The organism is Roseateles sp. P2_H4 (assembly GCF_056403315.1).
Genome location: NZ_JBFUFR010000055.1, coordinates 13,021 through 36,483, shown reverse-complemented (window position 1 = coordinate 36,483; position 23,463 = coordinate 13,021). Strand labels below are relative to the sequence as shown.

Below are 23,463 nucleotides of genomic sequence, written 5' to 3'. Positions count from 1 at the left end.
CGCCTGCAGCGCGGCCTGGGCGGCGGGCGCGGCCAGCGCCGCCAGGCGCTCGCCGGCCGCCAGGGCTGCGCGCCGGCCGGTGGCCATGGCCTCGTCGGCGCGGTAGAAGTCCATGAAGCCCATGCCGGCCAGGTCGGGGTCGATGACGATGTCACTGGCCGTGAGTTCGCGCAGCGAGCGCTGCACGTTCTGCTCGGTCAGGATCTGCAGCATCTGGTTGGCCACCATGACGGCGCTGGTGATCTCGCGCTCCTCCAGCAGCGGCGTGCCGACGTTCACCGCGATGACGATGTCGGCACCCAGGGCGCGCGCCAAGTCGACGGGCAGGTTGCGCACCAGGCCGCCATCCACCAGCGGCCGGCCGTTGACGCGCAGCGGTGCGAACACGCCCGGCACGGCCATGGAGGCGCGCAGGGCCTCGAACAGCGGCGTGTCGGCCTGGTCCAGCATGGCGCCGGAAAGCAGGTCGGTGGCGACGGCGCGAAAAGGGATGGGCAGCTTGCGCAGCGGGTCGTCGGTGCGCGTGGCCGGCAGCAGGGAGGACAGCGTCGCCTCCAGCTGACCATTGGCGGCAGCGCCACCGGGCAGCATGGCGCCGCGCTGCGGCGTAAAGCCGAACTCGATGCGCGAGGGCAGGCGCTCGTCATCCTCGCGGCGGCGTATGGACAGGCGCTCGCGCGCGGGCCGGTCGGCCAGGATGGCGTTCCAGTTCGCGCCCTTCACCAGGGTTTCGAGTTCGTCCAGGCTGCGGCCCGAGGCATAGGCCCCGCCGACGACGGCGCCCATGCTGGTGCCGACGATGAGGTCCACCGGCACCTGCATCTCTTCCAGCACGCGCAGCACGCCGATATGGGCCAGACCGCGGGCACCGCCGCCGGACAGGACGAGGCCGATCTTGGGGCGCTGGGCGGCAGGAGGTTCGGCGGCCAGCACGGAGCCGGCGATCAGGCAGCAGAGGAGGAGCAGGCGTTTCATGGCGGCCCGCACCATAGCAGCGTCAGCGCAGGCCGAACTCCGCCAGCTCGCCCTGGCGGCGCAGTTTCTGGATGGCCTGGCGCAGCTTGTCGACCGGCTCCAGCGGCGTGGCCAGGTGGCAGGCCACATAGGCGTCCACGCGGCGCAGCGTCAGGTGGTTCTCGACCGGCGCACCGCCCTCGGCGCGGATCACGGGTTCGGCGGCGAGTTCGTGGGCGACCCAGAAGTCCACGCGCCGCGCCTGCAACATGCGCAGGGCCGACACCGAATTGTTGGTCTCCTGGGCCGGGATGCCCTGTTCGCGCAGCCAGGTGGCGGCGGCGGATTCGCGCTGCACGACGACGCCGTGGCCGCGCAGGTCCAGCGGGCCTTGCAGGGCCTGGGTTTCGTTGGCGCGCGCGTAGACGACCAGGGCGCCACTGGCCAGCGGGCCGGYCCAATGGAAGGCTGCCTCGCGCTCGGGCGTGCGGGTCAGCCCCACCGCGCAGCTGCCGGGCGTTGAGCCGGCGGTCGCCAGCGCACGCGGGATCGGCATGGCCAGGATGCCCAGCTGCAGGCCGCTGGCCCGGCCCAGCTTGGCGAGCAGCTCGGCGCCTGGTCCGCTGACCGTGCCGTCAGCGGCGACGTCGAACAGGCCGGGGTTGGGAAAGACCAGCAGCTGAAGCTGCTGTGCCTGGGCCGGGCCAAAGAGCAGCGCCAGCAGCACCGGCAGCAGACGTGAACCGAATCTCATTCCCCTCCCTGAAGTCGCGCGCAGCGTATCTCGTGGCCGCGCGCCTGTCTCCCCGACAATGCCCTCATGAACGCCTTGACCTCCCTGCGCATCGGCGAGGGCTGGGATACCCACCAGCTCGTCACCGGCCGCCCTCTCATCCTCGGCGGCATCACCATCCCGCACACGCATGGCCTGCTGGGCCACTCGGACGCCGACGCGCTCGCCCATGCGATGACCGATGCGCTGCTCGGTGCCGCGGCACTGGGTGATATCGGCAAGTTGTTTCCCGACACGGCCGCCGAGTTCAAGGGCGCGGATTCGATGGTGCTGCTGGCCGAGGCCTACCGCCGCGTGCGCGAGGCGGGCTGGCAGCTCGTCAACGTGGACACGACCATCGTCGCCCAGGCGCCCAAGATGGCCCCTCACATCCCGGCGATGCGCGCGCGGCTCGCCGAGGTGCTGGGCGTGGACGTCGGCCAGGTCAATGTGAAGGCCAAGACCGCCGAGAAGATGGGGCCGGTGGGCGAAGGGCGTGCGATCGAGGCGCGGGCGGTCTGCCTCCTGGCCGCGTCAGCCTGAATCAGCGCAGGCCGAATTCGGCYAGTTCGCCCGTGCGGCGCAGCTGGGCGATGGCGAGATCCAATGCACCGATCGCGGCGGGGTCGCTGGCGGGGTGGCAGGCGAAGTAGAGATCGATGCGGCCGAAGCTGTGCAGCACGCGAGGCGCCATGCCGCCGCCGGCCCGGATGACGAAATGCCCGGCAACCTCATTGGCCAGCCAGTAGTCCACGCGCCGGGCCTGCAGCATGCGCAGCGCGGTGCTGTTGTCCTTGACCTCTTCGGCCGCCAGGCCTTGTTCCTTGAGCCAGGCCGCGGGTGCCGAGTCGCGCAGCACGACGAGGCTGCGGCCGCGCAGGTCCTGTGGGCCGTCGACATGCCGTGTCTCGTCACCGCGACCGTAGATCGCCATCGCGCCGCGTGCCCAGGGCCCTGCCCACAGGTAGCGTGCCTCGCGCTCCGGCGTGCGCGCCAGGGCAACGACGCAGTGGCCAGGCTTCTGCTCGGCGAGCAGCATGGCGCGGCTGATGGGAAGGACCTGCTGGCGCAGCGTGACGCCGCTGAGCGCCTGCATGCGCTCCAGCATGGCGCCTCCCGGGCCGCCTGGTCCTTCGCCCGGCGATGCCTCGAACACGCCGGCATTCGCGTAGACCAGGATGTCCAGGGTTTCTGCGCCCGCGAGGGGCGGCAGCAGGAACAACAGCAGGAGCCACGCGAATCGGCGAGGTGGGCGCATGGCGACAGCCGGTGGAGTCCTGGCGGTGGAGGTGCCCCAGGTTAGCTCAGGCCGCCTGCAACTTCAGCACGGTGATCAGGCCGCCGCCCTGCGCATTGCTGATGGACAGCGTGCCGCCCAGGCGCTGCACCGACTTCTCGACGATGGCCAGGCCCAGGCCGGCGCCGCTGGCCGCCGTGCGCGCGGCATCGCCGCGGTAGAAGGGCACGGTGAGGCGCTGCAGGCGGTCGGGCGGCACGCCGGGGCCATGGTCGCGCACGCGCACCTCGACCCAGGAGCCTTGACGGGTCGCGCTCACGTCCACACGCGCGGGCTCGCCTTCCGCATGGCCGTAGCGGCGTGCGTTCTCGAACAGATTGAGCAGCACGCGGCCGAGCTCGGTGTCGTCGACGAAGACCTTGAGGGCTTCGCTGACCTGCACGCGGAAGCGGATCTGGTCGGGGTCGCGGAAGCCCTGCACCTCGCGCTCGACGATTTCGGTGAGGCGGGCCTCGCGCAACTGCGTCTCGTTGGGCCGCGCGTAGTCCATGAACTTGCTGATGATGGCGTCGAGCTGGTCGATGTCCTGCGCCATGAAGTGACGCGCCTGCTCGTCATTGACGCTCATCTCCGTCTCCAGACGCAGGCGCGCCAGCGGCGTGCGCAGGTCGTGGGAGATGCCGGCCAGCATGACGGCGCGGTCTTCCTCCAGCTTGGCCAGCTCTCGGGCCATGCGGTTGAAGCCCATGTTGACCTCGCGGATCTCGCTGGTCATCGTCGTCTCGTCCAGGCGCGAGTCGTACTCGCCTTCGCGGATGCGGCCAGCCGCCTCGGCCAGCTCACGCAACGGTTGGTTGATGAGGCGGGCGATCAGCGCCGAGCCGACGACGGTGGCCAGCAGCGCGATGACCACCCACCACCAGTTGCTGGTCAGCGAGATGGACAGCGGCGTGCCGCTGGTGCGCAGCCAGAAGGCGTCCTCGCCGACGACATAGCGCACCCACAGGCCCGAGACGTCGTTGACGCTGCGGGCGATGACGGTGTCGGGGCCCAGCGTGCTGCGCAGCTCGGCGGCGAGCTGCTTGGCGAAGGGGCTGGTGTCATAGGGCAGCCAACGGTCGCTGGTTTCGGCCACGCGCACCTGCACCGTGTCGCCGCGCGACATCGAGCTGATGACGGCGACGCGGTTGATGGGGTCGGTGTGCTCCAGCGCGATGCGGCTGAGCTTGACGAGGCCGGCCAGTTGCTCGGCCGACTCCAGCGCCCGCGGCTGCGCCTCCAGCAGCTTGAAGGTGTACTGCCAGGCCAGCACCGCGCCGGCCAGCAGCAGGGCCAGCCAGGCGAAGGTGCGCCAGAAGAGATTGAGCGCGAGGTGAGGGCGGGCCATGCCTTCTAGTCGGTTGGGGACAGAACTACTCGCTGGTGCTCGGGCGGTCCGTCCCGCTAATAAGGAAACCGGTGGGGGACAGAGCCGCTGCGCTCAGGCGACCCGTCCCCAGGATCATCAGCTATTTTCGTCAGGCACAAAGACGTAGCCGACACCCCAAACGGTCTGGATATAGCGCGGCTGGGCCGGGTCGGCTTCCAGCATCTTGCGCAGGCGCGAGATCTGCACATCCAGGCTGCGGTCGAAGGGCTCGAACTCGCGGCCGCGGGCCAGCTGGGCGAGCTTGTCGCGCGACAGCGGCTGGCGCGGGTGGCGCACCAGGGTCTTGAGCATGGAAAACTCGCCGGTCGTCAGCGGCAGCTGCTCGCCGTTCTTGGTCAGGCGGCGCAGCGCGAGGTCGAACTCGAAGGGCCCGAAGCTGACCGTCATCGGCTCCTTGGACGGTGCACCCGGGGCTTCCGGCGGCGGGCGGCGGCGCAGCACGGCGTTGATGCGGGCCAGCAGTTCGCGCGGGTTGAAGGGCTTGGCAAGGTAGTCGTCGGCACCCACCTCCAGGCCGACGATGCGGTCAACGTCCTCGACCTTGGCCGTCAGCATGATGATGGGCGTCTGGTCGTTGGCGGCGCGCAGGCGGCGGCAGATGGTCAGGCCGTCTTCGCCGGGCAGCATCAGGTCCAGCACGATGAGGTCGACGGTCTCGCGGGTCAGCTGCTTGTTCAGCGCGCGGCTGTCTTCGGCCAGCAGCACTTCAAAGCCTTCCTGGGTCAGGTAGCGGCGCAGGAGATCGCGGATGCGGGCGTCGTCGTCGACGACAAGGATACGGTTGGGGCGGGGTGTCGCGCTGCTGTTCATCGCGGTTCCTGAATTTGTAACAGCGACATTGTGAGCAGGTTTTGAAACCCCGCTTTGTAGGACATCACGCAGCAGTTACAGCTCGTTGCCAAGTGGCCGGGGTAATCTGGGCTTTCCCTCCTTGCAAAGAGAGTTCCCCATGCGCGAAGTCCTGGTTCTTTCCACTTTGGCCCTGGCGCTGTCGGCCCATGCGGCCGCTGACGGGCCGCCGCGCGAGCGCCTGAGCCTGACCGCCAGCGCGAGTGCCGACGTGACGCGCGATGTGCTGGGCATCAGCTTCTCGACCACGCGCGAGGGGCCCGATGCGGCGACCGTGCAGACCGCACTGAAGCAGGCCCTGGACGCCGCGCTGGCCGAGGCGCGCAAGGTCGCCAAGCCGGGCCAGGTGGACGTGCAGACCGGCGGTTTCTCGCTCTACCCGCGCAACGACCCCAAGACCGGCAAGATCAATGGCTGGCAGGGCAGTGCCGAGCTGCTGGTGGAGGGGCGCGACAGTGCCGCCATCGCCCAGTTGGCCGGCCGCATCAACACGCTGAGCATCGCCCGCGTCGGCTACAGCCTGTCGCGCGAGGCGCGCGAGAAGGTCGAAGGCGACATCACGGCCCAGGCCATCGCGCGCTACCGCGCCAAGGCGGCGGACTATGCGCGCCAGTTCGGCTACGGCGGCTATGTGGTGGGTGAGGTCAGCGTCAACAGCGACGAGGCCGCACCGCGGCCCATGATGATGAAGGCCATGCGCATGAGCGTGGCCGGCGCCGACGAGGCCCTGCCGACCGAAGCCGGCAAGGCGACCGTGACGGTCAACGTCAGCGGCTCGGTGCAACTCACCAAATAGTCAAACTGCCGTCCAGCCGCCGTCCATGGCCCAGGCCTGGCCGCGCACGTTGATGGCGGCGTCCGAGCACAGGAAGACGGTCAGGGCGCCGAGTTCCTCCGGCGTCGTGAACTGCAGCGAGGGCTGCTTCTCGGCCAGCAGGCGGCGCTTGGCCTCCTCGTTGTCCACGCCGTCCTTGGCGGCCAGCGCATCGACCTGCTTCTGCACCAGCGGCGTCAGCACCCAGCCGGGGCAGACGGCGTTGACGGTGACGGGCGTCGTCGCCGTCTCCAGCGCGATGCTCTTGGTGAAGCCGACGAGGCCGTGCTTGGCCGCCACATAGGCCGACTTCTGCGCCGACGCCACCAGGCCGTGGGCGGACGCGATGTTGACGATGCGGCCCCAGTTCTTCTTCAGCATGCCGGGCAGGGCCAGGCGCGTCGTGTGGAAGGCCGAGGTGAGGTTGATGGCGATGATGGCGTCCCACTTCTCGACCGGGAAATCCTGCACCGGCGCCACATGCTGGATGCCGGCGTTGTTGACGAGGATGTCGATGCCGCCGAACTCGGCGTCGGCATAGGCCACCATGGCGGCGATGTCGTCGGGCTTGCTCATGTCGGCGCCGTGGTAGCCCACCTTGACGCCCAGCGCCGCCACTTCGGCCTTGGGGCCTGCCACGTCGCCGAAGCCGTTCAGGATCAGATTGGCGCCCTGCCGGGCCAGCGCCAGGGCGATACCGAGGCCGATGCCGCTGGTGGAGCCCGTGACGAGGGCGGTCTTGCCTTTCAACATGGAGGGTCCTTCTTGGTTGCTAGGATGACTCAAAGGATTGCATCATGACCCAGCCCCGACTGCGCTTCGTCAATTGCCTGGACAGTACCGGCCTGCACCGCATGGCTTATTGGGAGTGGGCCGGCCCGAGCGTCGACGCGCCGGTGCTGGTCTGCGTGCACGGCCTGTCGCGCCAGGGGCGGGACTTCGATGCGCTGGCCCGAGTGATGAGCGAGCGCTACCGCGTCATCTGCCCTGATGTCGTCGGCCGTGGCCGTTCGGACTGGCTGCGCCAGCCGGCGGGCTATCAGATTCCGAGCTATGTCTCCGACATGGTGGCACTGCTGGCGCGGCTGGACGCCGATCAGGTCGACTGGGTCGGCACGTCCATGGGCGGCCTGATCGGCCTGGGCCTGGCCTCGCTGCCGCGACCCGATGGCGTGGCCAGCCCCATCCGCCGCCTGGTGCTCAACGACGTGGGTCCGGCCATCCGCATCGAGGCCTTGCAGCGCATCGGCAGCTATCTGGGCAAGGCGAGCCGCTTCAAATCGCTGGAAGAGGGCGCGGCCTATCTGCGCAGCATCTCCGAGGGCTTCGGCCCTCACACCGACGAGGAGTGGCTGGGCCTGTCCGAGCCGCTGTTCCGCCAGGAAGGCAGCGAATGGAGGTCGCACTACGACCCGGCCATTGCCTTGCCCTTCTCGGCGGTGACACCCGAACTGGTCGCCGCCGGCGAAGCCGCGCTCTGGGCGGCCTATGACCAGCTGCGCTGCCCGACGCTGCTGATCCGCGGCGCCGATTCCGACCTGCTCAGCGCCGAGACGGCGCGCGCCATGACGCAGCGCGGGCCCAGCGCCCGTCTTGTCGAGCTGCCCGGCATCGGCCACGCGCCGACGCTGATCCACGCCGACCAGATCGCCATCGTGAGAGATTTCCTGAGTTCATGAAGACTGGCTTGATGCCCGAGGGCGCCGCGACGGCGCCCATCGTCGCGCTGCTGGATGCGGGCGCCGAACATTCCAATGCCGAGGTCGTGCGCGCCCGCGCCTTTGCCGAGCCCCTGCTGGCCGCCGAGCTGCTCGATACCGGCGAGAACGCGCTGTCACACGCCGACGGCGTGGCCGCCATCCTGCATGCGGTGGGCAGCGCGCGGGAGCTGCAGGCCGCGGCCTATCTGGTCTACGCGGCCGATTTCCTGAGCAAGCCCGAGGAGGTCGTCACCAAGGCCTTTGGCGACAGCTATGTCAGCCTGGTCACGCACACGCGCCGCCTTGTGCAGTTGCAGCGCGCCACGCGCGACGCCAAGGTGTCGAGCGACAAGAAGTCGGAGCAGCGCGCTGAGCAGACCGAGCGTGTGCGCAAGATGCTGCTGGCCTTCTCCAAGGACCTGCGCGTCGTGCTGCTGCGCCTGGCCTCGCGGCTGCAGACGCTGCGCTGGTATGCCGCCAGCAAGACGCCTTGCCCGCAGGAGCTGGCGGCCGAGTCGCAGTCCGTGTTCGCGCCGCTGGCCAACCGCCTGGGCATCTGGCAGATCAAGTGGGAACTGGAGGACCTGGCGTTTCGCTTTCGCGAGCCCGAGGCCTACAAGGCCCTGGCCAGGGGGCTGCACGAGACCCGCGTGGAGCGCGAGCAGCGCGTCGAGGCCGCGCGTGCGGCCCTGCAGGCCGACCTCTACGGCCAGGGCCTCGCCGCCGAGGTGCAGGGCCGCCCCAAGCATCTCTACAGCATCCACAAGAAGATGCAGGGCAAGGACTTGTCCCTGGACCGCGTCTTCGACCTGCGCGCGCTGCGCGTCATCGTCGCCAGCGTGGCGGACTGCTATGCGGCCCTGGCGCGGCTGCACGAGGTCTTCACGCCGGTGCCGGGCGAGTTCGACGACTACATCGCCAAGCCCAAGCCCAATGGCTACCAGTCGCTGCACACCGTCGTGCTGGGGCCTGATGGCCGCGCGATGGAGGTTCAGATCCGCACGCGCGAGATGCATGAGCACGCCGAGCATGGCGTGGCCGCGCATTGGGCCTACAAGGAAGCCGGTGCGCGCGGCTACGCCGGGGTCAGCGCAGCCGGGGAGTTCGAGGAGCAGGTGGCCCGGGCCCGCAAGGCCGTGCTGAACCAGCTGCTGGCCTGGGAGCGCGATACCCTGGAAGGCGCCGAAGGTGGCCCGGCTTTCGATGACCGCATCTATGTCTTCACGCCCCAGGCGACCGTCGTCGAGCTGACGGCGGGCGCGACGCCGGTGGACTTCGCCTACACGGTGCACACCGACCTCGGCCACCGCTGCCGCGGTGCGCGCATCGATGGCCAGATGCTGCCGCTGAACACACCGCTGCACAGTGGCCAGACGGTCGAGATCATCGCGACCAAGGAAGGCGGCCCCTCGCTGGATTGGCTCAACCCCGAGCTGGGCTATCTGCAGAGCCAGCGCTCGCGCGCCAAGGTGCGCGCCTGGTTCAACGCGCTGCAACAGACCCAGACCATCGCCAAGGGCCGCGAACTGGTCGAGAAGCTGCTGCAGCGCGAGGGCAAGACGGCGCTCAAGCTCGACGAGCTGGCCGCGCGCCTGGGCTTCAAGGGCGCCGATGCGCTGTTCGAAGTCGTCGGCAAGGACGAGTACTCGCTGCGCAATATCGAACTGCTGCTGCGCCCGCCCGAGCCGGTCCCCGACGAGGACGAACTGCTGGCGCAGCGGCATACGCGCAGCGCCAGCGGCAACCGGGGCGGCGTGCTGGTGGTGGGCATCGACTCGCTGCTGACGACACTGTCGCGCTGCTGCCGGCCCGCGCCGCCCGACGCCATCTCCGGCTTCGTCACGCGCGGCAAGGGCGTGGCCATCCACCGTACCGACTGCAGCAACCTCGCCGAGATGCAGCGGCGCTCACCGGAGCGCGTCATTGCGGTGGAGTGGGGCGGCGGTGACGCGGCAGGCAAGGGCGCACCGGTCTATCCGGTCGATGTGCTCGTCGAAGCCGGCGACCGCCAGGGCCTGCTGCGTGACGTGCTGGAAGTGTTTGCGAAGGAGAAGATGAACGTCGTCGCCGTGAACACGCAGTCGATGAAGCCCGGCGCGGCCAAACCACGAGCGGGGGGCGGCGACACGGCCTGGATGAGCTTCACGCTGGAGCTGTCCGATGCCTCCAAGCTGGCCAAGGTGCTGCGCGAACTCTGCGCCATCCCGGGCGTCCGCTCGGCGCGCCGCAAGTGAGTCTGGACTGGGCTCAAAAATCCATGCTATAGTGCGCAGCTCTTTAGGCGCGTAGCTCAGTTGGTTAGAGCACCACCTTGACATGGTGGGGGTCGTTGGTTCGAATCCAATCGCGCCTACCAGATTTAAAGATCGATCCTGTGGATCGGTCTATCGGTAGGTTGAGAATGCCTCAGATCTTCACGGGTCTGAGGCATTTTTCATTCTGGGTCAAAGACCTGCTTCAACGATCTGCTGGGGCGCCACCGCCCCCCAGCGCCGGACGCGGCTGAACTTGACCCGGGTTGAGCGCCAAGACCTCGGATACGGCGTCAACCACGAGGCCGACAGTGCGGCCGGCGATGTTGACGACGACCGTCTGCGCGTCGAGTGCTTGGGCAATGCCCAGTATGAGATCGTGATGAGCGTCGCGGATCGAGGACCCGGCATTCCACCGACCGAGCTCGATCGATCTTCGAGGCCTTCGTGCAGTCGAGCCATACCAAGGACGGGTCGGGCGGCACGGGGCTGGGACTGGCGATCTCCCGCAAGATCGTCGAGATCCATGGCGGCCGCATCACGGCTGAGAACCGCCCTGGCGGCGGGGCCACGTTCAGCATCTTCCTGCCGCAGCGGACCACGGTGACTCGCAGTTGCACACGACCTACTGAGTGCCGGCACTATGGCTTTCCGAAGGCTTGCCGCCGGACTTTGCCGGTGAAGGATCGGTGACAGAATGCTGCGTCGCCATAACTTCCCAGCTGCGCCGACCCCGTGACTCCCCAGCACATTGCTGTTGTCGATGACGAAGCTGCCATCACGGAGCTGCTCGCCCACTACCTGGCCGGACACGGCTTTCGCGTCACGCAGCTGCATTCCGGGCGGCCGCTCATGGAGCTGATGGTCAGCGACGCACCCCTGCTGGTGCTGCTGGACCTGGGCCTGCCTGGCGAGGACGGTTTCGCGATTGCCCGGCAGCTGCGCGAGCGCTGGCGCTGCGGTCTGGTCATCATCACGGGCCGTGGCGACTCGGTCGACAAGATCGTTGGCCTGGAAGTCGGCGCCGATGACTACGTCACCAAGCCCTTCGACTTGCGCGAGCTGGTCGCACGCATCAAGGCCGTGTTGCGTCGCATCGAACCGACCGTGCCGGGCGCAGCGAATGCGCCGGTGCCGCCGCCTGCGCCGACGGGCGGCGCCGTCCTGGCCTTCCTGGGCTGGCGCCTCGACCTGGCCGCCCGCCGCCTGGACGCTCCCGGCGGCGCAGAGGTGCGGCTCACGACCGGCGAGTTCGAGCTGCTGGCCACGCTGGTGCAGCATGCCGGCCGCGTGCTGTCGCGCGACTTCCTGCTGGAGCGGACCCGTGGCCGTGATGCCGCACCCTTCGACCGGACCATCGACGTGCAGGTCGGGCGGCTGCGCAAGAAGCTGGAGGCCGACGCGGAGAATCCCCAGATCATCAAGTCGGTGCGCGGAGCCGGCTACATCTTCGTGCCGCCGGTCGAACCGGTCCGATAGATGGACGCCGCACAGCCGCCCGGTGTACCGCCTGAGCCGGCGCAGGCCGTCGACGACCTGACGGTCTACCGATCGCTTTTTTCGGCCTATCCCGACGCGCTGCTGCTCGTGGACGCGGCTGGCCGCATCGTGCGGGCCAACCCTGCCGCGACCACGCTGCTGGGCTACGCCACGGAGGAACTCGTCGGCCTGAGCGTGGACGAGCTGGTGCCCGACAGCATCCGGCCGCGCCATGCGTCCTACCGCCATGCCTACGCGCACGCGCCGCGTTCCCGACCCATGGGCACGCAGATGGAGCTGGTGGCCAAGCGGCGCGACGGCAGCGAGGTCATGGTGGAGATCGCCCTGAGCCCGCTGCAGGACCATGGCCTGCCGTTCGTGGTGGCGGCCATCCGCGACATTGGCGGCTATCCGCGTGTCAAGCAGGCCTTGCAGCGGGCGCGCTACAGCGAGCATCTCGCGCAGCTGGGCCGCCTGGCCGCCGATGGCCGTGATCCGCAGGCCTTGCTGCAGCAGGTGCCCGCCATCGCTGCCGAAGCGCTGGAGGTCGAGATGGCCCTCGTCCTGCTGCTGGAAAGCAGCCGGCTCGAGTTTCGCGTTGCCGGCGGGGTGGGATTGATCGCCGGTGAATCGCTCGGCGCCATCGTGCCCAACCGCAGCGACACCCCGTTGGGCTTCGTGCTGGCCCAGGGCCGATCGGTCGTGGTCGAGGACTTTCGCGATGAACAGCGCTTTGCGGTTCCGCCGGCTTATCTCGAAGCCGGGCTGGTCAGCGCATTGGCGGTGCCTTTGCTGGATCGTGGACGCGCCATCGGTGCCCTGAAGGTGCGCTCCCGGCAGCTGAAGCGATTTGGCGACGATGAACAGCGTTTCCTGCAGGCGCTGGCCAATCTGCTGGCCACCTGCCTGCAGCGCGCCCAGAGCGAGGAGGCCCTCAACCACGCCCAGCGCCTGGAGAGCGTGGGCCAACTCACGGGTGGCATCGCGCACGACTTCAACAACCTGCTCACCGTCATCCAGGGCAATCTGCAGGTGCTGGAGGAGTTGCCGGCGCTGTCGGGCGAGGAGTTGGCCCTGCAGCTCGTGGGCGCGGCCACGCGTGCGTCCAAGCGCGGCGCGGAGCTGACGGGCAAGCTGCTGGCGTTCTCGCGCCGCCAGGTGCTGCAACCCGATGCCGTCGATGTGGGAGCCATGCTGCTGTCGTTGTCGGACATGCTGCGCCGCACGCTCGACCAGCGCATCGCCATCGAGGTCGACATCGCCCAGGGCTGCCCGGCCGTGCTGGCCGACCCCGGGCAACTGGAGTCGGCCCTGCTGAACATTGCCATCAACGCCCGCGATGCGATGCCCGACGGAGGCTCACTGCGCTTCAGCGCCGGCCTGGTGGGCAGCCTGCCGCCTGATGTGAGGCGAGAGATCGACGATGTCAGCGCCCAGGACGAGCGCTTCGTGCGCCTCGCCATCTCGGACACCGGCTCCGGCATGCCCGAAGAGGTGAAGGAAAGAGCGTTCGAGCCCTTCTTCACGACCAAGCAGGCCGGGCGGGGCACAGGCCTGGGCCTCAGCACCGTCTATGGCTTCGTCAAGCAGTCTCGCGGCGCGGTGGCGATCGACTCGGCGCCCGGTGTCGGCACGACGGTCTCGCTCTACCTGCCTCGGCCCTGGGACGAGCACCTGTCTGCCGACGAACCCGCTGAGGGTAGCGACGCCATCCCCCCGGGCCTGAAGGTGCTGATGGTCGAGGACGATGCCGAAGTGCGTTCGGTGGCGAAGCGCTTCCTCGATGCGCTGGGTTGCGAGATCACGGTCTGCGCCAGCGCCGAGCAGGCCTTGCTGCTGTTGACGCCCGAGGCGCCCTTCGAGCTGCTGTTGACCGACATCGCGCTGGGCGCGGGCATGCGCGGCACGGAACTGGCGCGGTTGGCGCAGCAGAGGCTGCCGCAGCTGTCCATTCTGCTGATGTCGGGCTTCTCGGCAGAACTGCTGGACGCCGATCGCGACTCGCCGCCGGGTTGGGAGCTGCTGCCCAAGCCCTACTCGCGGTCCGAACTGGCGCAGGCCATCGCCCGCGCCCTGGTCGGTTAAGCCGCACCCAGCCGGGCAGCGCGCCTCAGGCCGACGGCGTCGGGCTGGATGCGCGCGGTGGGGCTCCGGTCCAGCCGGAACAGGCGCAGTGCGGCGCTCACCTCTTCGGACTGGGCCAGAACCTGCTGGGCCGAGCCGGCGAGCTGTTCCACCAGGCTCGCGTTCTGCTGGGTGAAGCCGTCCATCTGCTGGATGACTTCGTGCATCTGCGAGATGCCCAGCAACTGCTCCTGGGCGCCGCGGTCGATGTCGCCGATCAGGGTGGTGAAGTTCTCCACCGCCTTCAGTGTCGTGTCAATGCTCGAGCGCGCGCTGTCCGTCTGTCGTTCGGCCGCCTGCACCTGCTCGGTGGAGGCCTGGATGAGCTGCTTGATCTCGCGGGCTGCCGTGGAGCTGCGCTGCGCCAGCGCGCGCACTTCGGTGGCCACCACTGCGAAGCCGCGGCCATGCTCGCCCGCGCGGGCCGATTCGACGGCGGCATTGAGGGCCAGGATGTTGGTCTGGAAGGCGATGCTGTCGATGACCTGGATGATGTCGGCGATCTTGTGCGACGAGCGCGCAATGCCCCCCATGGTCTCGGTGACCGAGTGGACGACCTGCGCGCTGCGGCGGGAGACGCCGCTGAGGTCTTCCGCCACGCCGCTGGCCAGGTGGGTGGTGTCGGTGCTCTGGCGGACCGTGGCCGTGATCTGCTCCATGCTGGCCGCGGCTTCCTCCAGGCTGGCGGCCTGCGACTCGGTGCGCTGGGCCAGGTCGCGGTTGCCCTGGGCGATCTCGCGGCTGACGCGGTTCATCTGGTCCAGCTCGGCGCGCGTGTCGGAGACCAGCGAGCGCATGTTGACCGCCAGTTGAGCCAGGGCTTGCTCCAGCCCTCGGCTCAGGCGATCCCCGCTGGGCTGCAGGTTGTGGCTGAGGTCGCCAGCGGCGAGCTGATTGGCATAGCGCTCGACGTGAATGAGGCCGCGGTTCCGCCTCTGCTGCGCCAGGGCCGCCGCGGCAGAAGCGGCAAGGAAGACGGCGCAGGCTGCAATCCAGGGGCCCTGGCCAGCCAGTGCCACGCCCAGCGCGCCCACGGCAAGATAGCTGGGCGCCAGGCCCAGCCAGGGCTGTGAGGCCAGAGCGCGACTGATGCGCCCCAGCAAGCCGCGGCGCTGCACCTGGCCACGGTGCAGGGTGTGGACCAGCTCGCCGGCTTGCTGCTCGTCGCGCATCTGCGCATAGAGCTGCTCGGCCGCATCGATCTGGGCGCGGCTGGGGGCAGACCGCACCGACAGGAAGGCGATGGGCTGGCCGTTCTCGACCAGCGGCGTGACGTTGGCCAGCACCCAGTAGTGGTCGCCATCCTTGCGGCGGTTCTTCACCAGCCCGGACCAGGGCTGGCCGGCGGAGATCGTGGCCCAGAGGTCGCGGAAGGCCTCGGGCGGCATGTCGGGGTGCCGGATCATGTTGTGGGGCTGGCCGAGCAACTCGTCGCGCGAATAGCCGCTGACGTCCACGAAGGCCGCGTTGCAATGCAGGATGCGGCCCTTCAGATCAGTGGTCGAGACGAGGTTGCGGTCGGCCGGGACCGGGTATTCGCGATCGGTGACTGGCAAGTTGCTACGCATGGAGGTCTCCCTGCCGCGATGCGCGGCGGTACTGGTGAAAGAGGGTGGGGTGTGGTTCAGGAAGCAAGCGCCAAATCCGCCTCGGCGACCAGCCTTCGCTGCAGCGCCTCAGGCGTGTCGGGCCGGCCGAAGTGGTAGCCCTGCATCTCGTCGCAGCCCTGGCGAAGCAGGTGGTCGCGCTGGGCGGGCGTCTCCACGCCCTCGGCGACGACGCGCAACCGCAGGCGATGCGCCAGCCCGATGACGGCGTCGACGAGGGCCTCGCCGTCCGGCGCCTCGCCAATGCGGCGCACGAAGGACTGGTCGATCTTCAGCGCGTCGATCGGGAGCTGCTGCAGATAGGCCAGGCTGGAATAGCCGGTGCCGAAGTCGTCCAGCGACACCTTGACGCCCAGGTCCCGCAGCCGCTGCAGCATCTGCGTTCCGGCTTGCGGGTTGCTGATGAGCATGCCCTCGGTCAGCTCCAGTTCAAGGTAGCGCGCGGGAACCTGGTGCTGCTCCAGGGCCCAGGCCACGACGGCGTCCAGGTCCCCAGCGGTGAATTGGCGCGCGGCCACGTTGACGGCGATGGGCACCACCGGCAGTCCGGCGTTCATCCACGTCCGGATCTGGCGGCATGCCGTGTCGATGACCCAGGCGCCAATGGCGAGGATGAGGCTGCTGTGTTCGGCCAGCGGAATGAACTCGCCCGGGGAAACGAGGCCGACGCCGGTCCGGTTCCAGCGCAGCAGCGCTTCGGCCGCAATGGTCTCGCCGCTGTTGGCGTCGACCTTGGGCTGGTAGTGCAGCAGCAGCTCGTTGCGCTCGATGGCGCGGCTCAGCGCGGCCTCCAGGTCCAGCTTGGCCATGGCCTTGCCGTTCATGTCATCGGTGTAGAAGCAGAAGCGGTTGCGGCCCATGTCCTTGGCGCGGTACATGGCGGCGTCGGCATCCCGCAGCAGTTCCACGGCCGAGGAGCTGCCGTCGTCGGGGAAGGTGCTGATGCCGATGCTGGCTGTCAGATAGGCGTCCTGGCCGCAGGACAGCGCGACGGGCGCCGAGACCGCGGCCAGCAGGTCGCCGGCCAGCGTGGCGATGCAGCCAGCACCGGGTCCCCCATCCAGGATGACAAGGAATTCGTCGCCACCGAGCCGACCGAGGAAGTCCGTCTGGCGCAGGCGGGTCTTCAGCCGGTCGGCAATGCAGACCAGCAGTTCATCGCCGGCGGGATGGCCCAGGCTGTCATTGACCGTCTTGAAGCCGTCGAGGTCGAGGACCATCACGACGGCCCGGCTCTCGTGGCGGCGCGCCTTGCTCAGTACCTGCTCGAGGTGACTTTGCAGCAGCATGCGGTTGGGCAGGCGTGTCAGGGGGTCGTGGTGGACGAGCCAGTCGGCCTGGGCCTCGCTGTCCTTGAGGCGGCTGATGTCGGTGAACACGCCCACGTAGTGAGTCACCGGTCCGTCGTCCTCGCGCACGGCGCTGATGGTCAGCCATTCGGGGTAGATCTCGCCGTTCTTGCGGCGGTTCCAGATCTCGCCCTGCCAATGGCCGGTCTGGCTCAGCGACGCCCACATGTCCTCGTAGAACGTCTTGTCATGCCGGCCGGAGTGCAGCAGCTGCATGCTGGCGCCGACGGCCTCGTTCATGGCGTAGCCCGTGATGGCCGTGAATGCGCGGTTGACCAACTGGATGTGGCCCTGTGAATCGGTGATGACGACGCCGTCGCGGATGTCCTCGAAGACGGTGGCCCACTGGCGCATGCGCTGCTGCAGGTCGCGCCGCTCCGTGATGTCGCTGGAGATGCCGTAGACGCCGATGGTGCGCCCCTCGTCGTCCACGAGCCGGCCCTTGCTGCAGGCATAGACCCTCTCGCCATCGGCCATCGTCAGCCGCGTTTCGACGCAGACGGGCTTGTCCGCGCGCAGCACGGCGGCGTCGTCTTCGAGCAGGCGGCGTACTTGATCGGGTGGAAACAGCTCCGTGGAGTCCAGACCGATCAATTGCTCAGGGGTGCGTCCCAGCGACTTGCAGAGCTCGCGGTTCACGAACAGGTAGCGGCCCTGCAGGTCCTTGGCGAAGATGGCATCGGTCGAGGAGTTGGCGATGGCTTCGGCGATCTTCCAGGCGCGCTCCTTGTCCTGGCTGGCCACCGCCATGCGCGAAGCCGCCTGCAGTTCGCGCCGCTTCATGGCGCCGTAGATGACCGCCCCGGCGGCCAGCACGGCCAGGATGTTGACGATGGCCAGCGTTGCCGCGCCGGACACGGTATCGCCCTGCAGCAGGCTGCGAGGTGCCTGCATCGCGACATACCAGGCCGAACCGCGGACCGCTGCGGCCACGGCGGCCTTGGCCTCGTCGTCATGCTCCAGGCCGTCCAGCACCGTGCCGGCCAGGGACGGGCTGCTGGACAAGGTGGCCAGTGAGGCACCGGACGCATCCGGTGGTTGTGCCAGCGGCATGTCCGAGCCGTTGACGCCGATGGCCAGCAGGCCTTGGCTGGCGGGGCGGAAGAAGAGCGTCTCGGTTGTGTCGATGACCGAGCGCGACAGCAACTGGGGCAGCAGCGTGCGGCGCGGCGCGGTGCGCAGCAACAGCACCGTTTCGGGCCTGCCGTCGACGCCGGGCAGCGGCACGAACAGGTCGAACTGCAGGCTGCCAGGTTCGCCCGCCCGAGCCTGGAAGTCACTGCTGCTCACCAGGCCGCGCAACATCGCCCCGCCAGCGCCAGATGACGTGGCAGTGTCGAGGTGTCGCGCGCGGCTGTCCGGCGCCAGCAGCAGCTGACCCTGCTCGTCGAGCAGCAGCGCATCGGTGTAACGCGAGGAGGCGAGCAGCAACAGCAACTGCCGGCGCATGTCGGCGGTCAGCGCGTCATCCGGGCTGCGATGCCAGCGTTGCACGCTGGCGCGAAATTGCGTGTCGGTGGCAAGCCGCCGGGCTTCGTCGACACGCCTTTCGACCCAGCCCTGGACCATGTCCGCCTTGAGCGCGGCTTCACGGCGCAGATGGTCCAACTGCTGCTCATGGGACTTGTGGGTCGAACTCGCATAGCTGACCAGGCTGGCCAGGACCACGGTCGCCGACAGCAGCGCGAACACCCACAGCAGGTTGCCTGAGCCGGTCGGGTGCACCGCACCTCGGTTGGTACGGCGACCACGCGCCGCCACGAAGTAGATCAGGCCACTGGTCGCCAGCACGAAGGCCAGACCCTTGCCCTGGCTGACGGCCGACAGGGTCGCGACGTCGGGGGCCACGAACTGCAGCAGCCTGTCGGACAGGATGATCCATGCCAGGCCGAAGGCGGCGTATGCGGCCGCGATCTGCTTCGGGGTTCCCGGCAGCAGGCGACGCAGTGACGTCGCATCATGGTTGGGGGGCCCGCCTTCGGCCGCTGGGTTCAGAGAAGTTGCGCTTGGATCTTGATGCTGTGCATTCATGGTGTCTCCCTGGATCGCCGCGTCGCCTTCGAAGGGCGTGTCGCTCAGTGAAGACCGGCTGTCGCCGGACGGCGACTGGTGAAGGCGACCAGGGCATGGAAGTCGGGGATGCAGATGTCGCGACGGCTTTTTTCGTTGAAGGCGATCAACCGGGCCCGGGCCAGCTTTGACAGCACGCGGCTGACCGTCTCCAGCGTCAGGCCGAGGTAGTTGCCGATCTCGGCGCGGGTCAGGCGCAGGCTGATCTGGTCGGTGCGCAGGCCGCGTACGAACAGGGAGTCGGCCCAGTCGTGCAGGAAGGTGGCGACCCGGGCGTCTGCCGGGAGGGTGCAAAGCGCCGTCTTGGCCTCGCGATCGCGCATGATTTCGCTGCTCATGGCCTGATGCAGCAGGGCCATGAGGCGCGGCTGTTCGGCACAGGCCCGCAGCAAGGCGTCGTAGCGCAGCGACCAGACCTCCGCCGTGTCCATCGCGACGGCGTCGCAGGCAAAGCTGCCTTTGGCGATGCCGCCGAAGCCCAGCCAGTCGCCGCGGAACTTCAGGCCCACCACCTGCTCGTGGCCGCCCTCGGAGACGCTGAGCAGCTTGAAGCAGCCCGAGTTCAGCACGTACAGATGCTCGAAACGCTCGCCGTTGCGGTAGAGCACGTCGCCAGCGTGCACGATGCGCCGCGTGGGCTTCAGTGTGGCTTGCAGCAGCGCCAGGTCATCGGTGATGCGTTGCCCGGTCGACGCAGCCGTCCGCGTGCTCGACCCGTCGGGGGCAGGAAAGGCCGGGGCGTCTGGGCGCTGGATGGCGCTGTGCGGGGTGGTGTGCATCTGGGGCTCCGGTGAGGGCTGATTGATGCGATGGATGCTAGGTAGCGCCCGCCAATGCGATGCCAACGGGCGGCACCAGTCGGTCGCACTGCGTAACACTCGGTGAACAGACGGTGACGGAGCTTCGCAACACCAGGCCGGATCCAGCGGCGTTGACCTGCGTCAATGCCCGCGCATGTCGCGTCGCTACGCTGGCGGCCAATGTCTGCAAAACCTCGTCAAGGCGTCACGAGCGCCGACTTCTCCAACCCCGAAGATGCAGCCGCCCTGGTGCTGCAGGCGCAAGCGCTCTCCAAGCTCGGCAACGGCGCACTGAAGCTGCTGCAAGGCAAGAAGCTGGCACTCGTGTCGCCCCGGCCGGGCGAGGAGAGTGAAGGCGAATTCGTCCATGCCGCCACGGCGCTGGGTGCGCATGTGTCATATGTCCACCTGGGGCTCGACGAGGACAGCAGCGCACAGCAGATCGCCACCACCGCGCGGGTGCTGGCCAGGCTTTACGACGCCGTCGAATGCCAGCACCTGCCGGCCACACTGGTCGGGCAGATCGCAAGCAGCACCACCATTCCCGTCTTCGCCGGGCTGGCGACCCAGGACCATCCGACGGCAGCGCTGGTTGATTCCGTTGGCATCGACGCGGCGCCCGCCGTCAGGCGCCGCGCCATTCTTCAGGCGGCGCTGGTGCTCAGCGTGCCGTGAAGGCAGCAGCCCGACCCGCGAGCTGGATTGATCCAGCGCAATGGTCGGGGCCGGCTGTCGGGCTACCTTGGGGCCATGACTCCCCAAGCGCGCCATGTCCTGTTGATCCTTGGCCATCCCGACGGCAATGGCAGCCACCTGTGCCACGCGCTTGCGGATGCCTACGCAGAAGGTGCCGGCCGGGCCGGGCATGAGGTTCGCCGCATCGACGTCGCCCAGCTCGACTTCCCGCTGCTGCGCAGCAAGCAGGAGTGGGAGGAGGGGCCGGTGCCGCCCGCGCTGCGGCCTGCGCAGGCCGACATCGAGTGGGCCGATCACGTCGTGCTGTTCTTCCCGCTGTGGCTGGGCGACATGCCGGCGCTGCTCAAGGCCTTTCTCGAACAGGTGGCGCGCCCCGGTTTCGCGGTCGGCAAGGCCGGCCAGGAATCGCTGGGCACCAAATTGCTGAAGGGGCGCTCGGCCCGCGTCGTCGTGACCATGGGCATGCCGGCGCTGGTCTACCGCTGGTACTTCCGGKCACACAGCGTGAAATCGCTGGAGCGCAACATCCTCGGATTCGTCGGCTTCGCGCCCGTGAGCGAGACCTTGATCGGCGGCGTGGAGGGGTTGGAGGAAGCCGGCGTTGCCAAGTGGCTGGCGCGCATGCGCAAGGCCGGCGAGCGCGCCGACTGAAGCGCGCGGTCAGCCTACCGCGCGGCTCGCGACGAAGACTTCGGGCGGCTGCATGCCGTCCGCCTGGATGTCGAAGCCCATGGGCTTGAGCAGGTTCAGCATGGCGCGGTTCTCGCGCAAGACATGGCCGACCAGGCGCTGGGTGCCGCGCGACGCCGCATAGTCCAGCAAGGCCTGCATCAGCAATCGGCCAAGGCCCTGGCCCTTGAGGTCGCTGCGCACCAGCAGGGCGAACTCAGCATCGACGTTGTCGGGGTCGCGCACGAGGCGACCCACGGCCAGCGTGGTCGGGCAGCCCGGTGCCTGCTCGTCGACGATGAGCAAGGCCATCTCGCGCTCGTAGTCGATCTGCGTCATGCGGGCCAGATCGTCGTGGGTCAAGGCGTGCGGCGCCTGGAAGAAACGCATGCGCAGGTCTTCAGGGCTGCAGGCCTCCAGGAATTCGCGGTGCAGGGCCTCGTCTTCGGGCCGGATCGGGCGCATGACCAGGGTGTTGCCTCGCCAGTGCAGCGTGCGGACCAGTTCGGCTGGGTAGGGGCGCACTGCAAAACGCGCCATCCCCGAGGGCGCCGAAGAGGACAGGCGCACGCGCGCGTCCAGCGCGACAACGCCGTGCTCGTCGGCCAGCAGCGGGTTGATGTCCAGCTCGGCCATTTCGGGCAGGTCGGCCAGCATCTGCCCGACCGCGATCAGCGTGTCGCACAGCGCATTGAGTTGCGCCGGTGGCCGATCGCGGTAGCCCGCCAGCAAGCGTGCCACGCGCGTGCGGTCCACCAGATCGCGAGCCAGCGTGCGGTTCAGCGGCGGCAGCGCCACGGCGCGGTCGCCCAGCACTTCCGCAGCGATGCCGCCCTGGCCGAACAGCAGCACCGGGCCGAAGATGGCGTCGACATGGGCGCCCACGATCAGTTCCTGGGCATGGGGCCGCTGCACCATGGCCTGCACGCTGAAACCCTCGATGGGGGCTGCGGGGCGCGTGGCCTGCAGCTGAGCCAGCATGTCCCGCGCCGCCGCCCGCACGGCGTCCTCGTCGCGCAGGTCCAGGCGCACGCCGCCGGCATCCGACTTGTGCAGGATAGCGGCGGACACCACCTTCAGCACCACCGGCCCGCCAATCTGGCGAGCCGCATCGACGGCAGCCTGTGGCGATGCGCCGACGCGCAATGTGGGCACCACGGGAATGCCGTAGCTGGCCAGCAATGCCTTCGCATCGACCTCATCCAGCCACTCCCGGCCCGCTGCAATGCCCGTGTCGATGATGGCGTGCGCCTTGGCGCGGTCCGGCTCTGCCTGCGTGCTGGCGCTGGGGGTCTGGCGCAGCGCGGCCTGATTGCGCCGATAGGTCTGCATCAGCGAGAAGGCCCGCACGGCTTCCTCGGGTGTCTCGTACCCGGCGATGCCGGCCGCCTCGAAGGCACGTCGCGCCGGCGCGGCGCTGTGGCCGCCCATCCAGCAGCTCAGCACACGGCCGCTGTGTTCTGCCATCAGCGGGGCGCAGGCCCGGGCGATGGCCTCGCTGGGCACGATGGCCGTTGGTGCATGCACGAACAGCACGGCGCCAGCTTCAGGGGCGTCAAACAGGGCCTTGAGCGTTTCCACATAGCGCTGCGCCGGCGCGTCGCCAATGATGTCGATGGGGTTGCCATGCGACCAGTTGGCGGGCAGCACGGCGTTGAGTCGCTGCATCAGCGCCGGACCCGGCCGCGCCAGCGGCACGCCCATGGCGGAGGCCGCGTCGGCCACCATCACGCCAGCGCCGCCGCCATTGGTCACCACCATCAGCTCGCGGCTGTGGTTGTCGCGAAAACGCGCCAGCGTCTGTGCGGCGATGAAGAGGTCTTGCAGGGTGTCCACGCGCAACATGCCGGCGCGGCGTATGGCCGCGTCGAAGGCGAAATCCTCGCCCGCCAGGGCCCCGGTATGCGAGGCCGCCGCCCGGATGCCGGCCGGCGCGCGGCCGGCCTTCACGACGATGACCGGTTTGGTGCGCGCAGCAGCGCGCGCCGCCGACATGAACTTGCGCGGCGAGTTGATGGACTCGATGTAGAGCAGGATGGCGCGCGTGCGCCGGTCCGCGGCCAGATGGTCCAGCAGGTCGCCGAAGTCGACGTCCATGTGCTCGCCCAGGGAGATCAGGTGGGAGAACCCGATCTGTTCGGCATTCGCCCAATCCAGCAGGGCGGTCAGCAAGGCGCCCGACTGTGACACCAGCGCCAGCTCGCCAGGCAGGGCGCTGGCCTGGGTGAAGCTCGCGTTCAGGCCCAGGTGAGGGCTCAGCAGGCCGATGCAGTTCGGACCCAGCAGCCTCAGCGTGTGCGGTCGCGCGGCGTGGAGCGCGGCCTGCTTCTGCAGCACCGTGAGACCGGCAGTGACGATGATGGCAGCGCGCGTGCCGAAGGTGCCGAGCTGTTCGATCAGCGGCACGATGGTGTCTGGTGGCGTGCACAGCATGGCCAGTTCCGGCACGAAGGGCAGCTCGGCCACGGCGCTGAAGCATCGCGCGCCGTCGAGCGCCTGCAGCCGCGGGTTGACGGGGGCCAATGCCCCCTTGAAACCCCCGGCGGCCAGATTGCGCCAGACGGTGGTGCCGACCCGCCCGGGCTTGTCCGAGGCGCCGAAGACGGCCACGGACTCTGGCGCCAGCAGTCGGTTGAGATGGCGTTGGGTCATGGGACGCTGC

General features: G+C 68.9%; 20 protein-coding genes and 1 tRNA gene. 10 read left to right on the top strand and 11 right to left on the bottom strand.

Features of this window, described 5'->3' with window-relative positions:
* A partial coding sequence (locus AC1DW3_RS27860) for a patatin-like phospholipase family protein (RefSeq protein WP_477937053.1) occupies window positions 1-975 on the bottom strand: 975 nt, incomplete at its 3' end.
* Window positions 976-997: 22 nt separating this feature from the next.
* Complete coding sequence (locus AC1DW3_RS27855) at window positions 998-1,708, bottom strand: substrate-binding periplasmic protein (RefSeq protein WP_477937051.1); 711 nt, start codon at window positions 1,706-1,708, stop codon at window positions 998-1,000.
* Window positions 1,709-1,774: 66 nt separating this feature from the next.
* Here AC1DW3_RS27855 and ispF point away from each other — a divergent pair, with 66 nt between their 5' ends.
* Window positions 1,775-2,269, top strand: a complete 495-nt coding sequence (gene ispF, locus AC1DW3_RS27850) for a 2-C-methyl-D-erythritol 2,4-cyclodiphosphate synthase (protein WP_477937049.1) — start codon at window positions 1,775-1,777, stop codon at window positions 2,267-2,269.
* 1 nt (window position 2,270) lies between these two features.
* Here the strand turns inward: ispF and AC1DW3_RS27845 are convergent, their stop codons facing one another.
* From AC1DW3_RS27845 to ompR, 3 genes are all read right to left on the bottom strand, one after another.
* Window positions 2,271-2,984, bottom strand: a complete 714-nt coding sequence (locus AC1DW3_RS27845) for a substrate-binding periplasmic protein (protein WP_477937047.1) — start codon at window positions 2,982-2,984, stop codon at window positions 2,271-2,273.
* A 46-nt stretch (window positions 2,985-3,030) separates the two neighbouring features.
* The gene (locus AC1DW3_RS27840) at window positions 3,031-4,350 is read right to left on the bottom strand and encodes an ATP-binding protein (RefSeq protein WP_477937045.1); all 1,320 of its coding nucleotides are present in this window, start codon (window positions 4,348-4,350) and stop codon (window positions 3,031-3,033) included.
* Window positions 4,351-4,467: 117 nt separating this feature from the next.
* Window positions 4,468-5,202: an osmolarity response regulator transcription factor OmpR gene (gene ompR / locus AC1DW3_RS27835; protein ID WP_477937043.1), complete on the bottom strand. Its 735-nt coding sequence runs from the start codon at window positions 5,200-5,202 to the stop codon at window positions 4,468-4,470.
* Window positions 5,203-5,341: 139 nt separating this feature from the next.
* Between ompR and AC1DW3_RS27830 the strand changes: the two genes are divergently transcribed.
* Window positions 5,342-6,037, top strand: coding sequence for an SIMPL domain-containing protein (locus AC1DW3_RS27830; protein ID WP_477937041.1), 696 nt, complete (start codon window positions 5,342-5,344; stop codon window positions 6,035-6,037).
* Here AC1DW3_RS27830 and AC1DW3_RS27825 read toward each other — a convergent pair whose 3' ends face one another.
* A complete protein-coding gene (locus AC1DW3_RS27825) occupies window positions 6,038-6,808 on the bottom strand; it encodes a 3-hydroxybutyrate dehydrogenase (RefSeq protein ID WP_477937039.1) in 771 nt (256 codons plus the stop codon).
* Window positions 6,809-6,852: 44 nt separating this feature from the next.
* On the opposite strand from AC1DW3_RS27825, the gene AC1DW3_RS27820 reads away from it, so the two are divergent.
* From AC1DW3_RS27820 to AC1DW3_RS27810, 3 genes are all read left to right on the top strand, one after another.
* A complete protein-coding gene (locus AC1DW3_RS27820; protein WP_477937037.1) occupies window positions 6,853-7,734 on the top strand; it encodes an alpha/beta fold hydrolase in 882 nt (293 codons plus the stop codon).
* A complete protein-coding gene (locus AC1DW3_RS27815; RefSeq protein ID WP_477937035.1) occupies window positions 7,731-9,989 on the top strand; it encodes a RelA/SpoT family protein in 2,259 nt (752 codons plus the stop codon). Before AC1DW3_RS27820 ends, AC1DW3_RS27815 begins: the two co-directional genes overlap by 4 nt.
* Window positions 9,990-10,034: 45 nt before the next feature.
* Window positions 10,035-10,111 (top strand) — tRNA-Val (locus AC1DW3_RS27810).
* 101 nt (window positions 10,112-10,212) lie between these two features.
* Here the strand turns inward: AC1DW3_RS27810 and AC1DW3_RS27805 are convergent.
* A complete protein-coding gene (locus AC1DW3_RS27805; protein WP_477937033.1) occupies window positions 10,213-10,308 on the bottom strand; it encodes a hypothetical protein in 96 nt (31 codons plus the stop codon).
* 146 nt (window positions 10,309-10,454) lie between these two features.
* On the opposite strand from AC1DW3_RS27805, the gene AC1DW3_RS27800 reads away from it, so the two are divergent.
* The 3 genes from AC1DW3_RS27800 to AC1DW3_RS27790 are packed head-to-tail and all read left to right on the top strand — an operon-like array spanning window position 10,455 to window position 13,571.
* Window positions 10,455-10,700: an ATP-binding protein gene (locus tag AC1DW3_RS27800; RefSeq protein WP_477937031.1), complete on the top strand. Its 246-nt coding sequence runs from the start codon at window positions 10,455-10,457 to the stop codon at window positions 10,698-10,700.
* Between the two features lie 42 nt (window positions 10,701-10,742).
* The gene (locus tag AC1DW3_RS27795) at window positions 10,743-11,486 is read left to right on the top strand and encodes a winged helix-turn-helix domain-containing protein (RefSeq protein WP_477937029.1); all 744 of its coding nucleotides are present in this window, start codon (window positions 10,743-10,745) and stop codon (window positions 11,484-11,486) included.
* Window positions 11,487-13,571: a PAS domain S-box protein gene (locus AC1DW3_RS27790; RefSeq protein ID WP_477937027.1), complete on the top strand. Its 2,085-nt coding sequence runs from the start codon at window positions 11,487-11,489 to the stop codon at window positions 13,569-13,571. It abuts the gene before it with no gap.
* Here the strand turns inward: AC1DW3_RS27790 and AC1DW3_RS27785 are convergent.
* From AC1DW3_RS27785 to AC1DW3_RS27775, 3 genes are read right to left on the bottom strand one after another with little or no spacing between them, the layout of a single operon-like run.
* Window positions 13,568-15,178 carry a methyl-accepting chemotaxis protein gene (locus tag AC1DW3_RS27785; RefSeq protein WP_477937025.1) on the bottom strand — a complete coding sequence of 537 codons (1,611 nt, stop codon included), beginning with the start codon at window positions 15,176-15,178 and terminating at the stop codon, window positions 13,568-13,570. The genes AC1DW3_RS27790 and AC1DW3_RS27785 overlap by 4 nt on opposite strands.
* Before the next feature lie 56 nt (window positions 15,179-15,234).
* Complete coding sequence (locus tag AC1DW3_RS27780; protein ID WP_477937023.1) at window positions 15,235-18,597, bottom strand: putative bifunctional diguanylate cyclase/phosphodiesterase; 3,363 nt, start codon at window positions 18,595-18,597, stop codon at window positions 15,235-15,237.
* A gap of 44 nt (window positions 18,598-18,641) precedes the next feature.
* Window positions 18,642-19,415 (bottom strand): Crp/Fnr family transcriptional regulator, encoded by a 774-nt coding sequence (locus AC1DW3_RS27775; protein ID WP_477937021.1) that lies wholly within the window; start codon window positions 19,413-19,415, stop codon window positions 18,642-18,644.
* A 165-nt stretch (window positions 19,416-19,580) separates the two neighbouring features.
* Between AC1DW3_RS27775 and AC1DW3_RS27770 the strand changes: the two genes are divergently transcribed.
* Window positions 19,581-20,111, top strand: a complete 531-nt coding sequence (locus AC1DW3_RS27770; protein ID WP_477937019.1) for an ornithine carbamoyltransferase — start codon at window positions 19,581-19,583, stop codon at window positions 20,109-20,111.
* Between the two features lie 75 nt (window positions 20,112-20,186).
* Window positions 20,187-20,783 carry an NAD(P)H-dependent oxidoreductase gene (locus AC1DW3_RS27765; RefSeq protein ID WP_477937017.1) on the top strand — a complete coding sequence of 199 codons (597 nt, stop codon included), beginning with the start codon at window positions 20,187-20,189 and terminating at the stop codon, window positions 20,781-20,783.
* 9 nt (window positions 20,784-20,792) lie between these two features.
* Here AC1DW3_RS27765 and AC1DW3_RS27760 read toward each other — a convergent pair whose 3' ends face one another.
* Window positions 20,793-23,453, bottom strand: coding sequence for a bifunctional acetate--CoA ligase family protein/GNAT family N-acetyltransferase (locus AC1DW3_RS27760; protein WP_477937015.1), 2,661 nt, complete (start codon window positions 23,451-23,453; stop codon window positions 20,793-20,795).
* Window positions 23,454-23,463 lie beyond the last annotated feature (10 nt).

Excerpts from the sequence above, each read along its gene's own strand:
- AC1DW3_RS27780 (WP_477937023.1), bottom strand. The coding sequence starts at position 18,597 with ATGAATGCACAGCATCAAGATCCAAGCGCAACTTCTCTGAACCCAGCG.
- AC1DW3_RS27775 (WP_477937021.1), bottom strand. The coding sequence starts at position 19,415 with ATGCACACCACCCCGCACAGCGCCATCCAGCGCCCAGACGCCCCGGCC.
- AC1DW3_RS27840 (WP_477937045.1), bottom strand. The coding sequence starts at position 4,350 with ATGGCCCGCCCTCACCTCGCGCTCAATCTCTTCTGGCGCACCTTCGCC.
- AC1DW3_RS27815 (WP_477937035.1), top strand. The coding sequence starts at position 7,731 with ATGAAGACTGGCTTGATGCCCGAGGGCGCCGCGACGGCGCCCATCGTC.
- AC1DW3_RS27830 (WP_477937041.1), top strand. The coding sequence starts at position 5,342 with ATGCGCGAAGTCCTGGTTCTTTCCACTTTGGCCCTGGCGCTGTCGGCC.
- AC1DW3_RS27825 (WP_477937039.1), bottom strand. The coding sequence starts at position 6,808 with ATGTTGAAAGGCAAGACCGCCCTCGTCACGGGCTCCACCAGCGGCATC.
- AC1DW3_RS27770 (WP_477937019.1), top strand. The coding sequence starts at position 19,581 with ATGCCCGCGCATGTCGCGTCGCTACGCTGGCGGCCAATGTCTGCAAAA.
- AC1DW3_RS27820 (WP_477937037.1), top strand. The coding sequence starts at position 6,853 with ATGACCCAGCCCCGACTGCGCTTCGTCAATTGCCTGGACAGTACCGGC.
- ompR (WP_477937043.1), bottom strand. The coding sequence starts at position 5,202 with ATGAACAGCAGCGCGACACCCCGCCCCAACCGTATCCTTGTCGTCGAC.
- AC1DW3_RS27790 (WP_477937027.1), top strand. The coding sequence starts at position 11,487 with ATGGACGCCGCACAGCCGCCCGGTGTACCGCCTGAGCCGGCGCAGGCC.
- AC1DW3_RS27785 (WP_477937025.1), bottom strand. The coding sequence starts at position 15,178 with ATGCGTAGCAACTTGCCAGTCACCGATCGCGAATACCCGGTCCCGGCC.
- ispF (WP_477937049.1), top strand. The coding sequence starts at position 1,775 with ATGAACGCCTTGACCTCCCTGCGCATCGGCGAGGGCTGGGATACCCAC.
- AC1DW3_RS27760 (WP_477937015.1), bottom strand. The coding sequence starts at position 23,453 with ATGACCCAACGCCATCTCAACCGACTGCTGGCGCCAGAGTCCGTGGCC.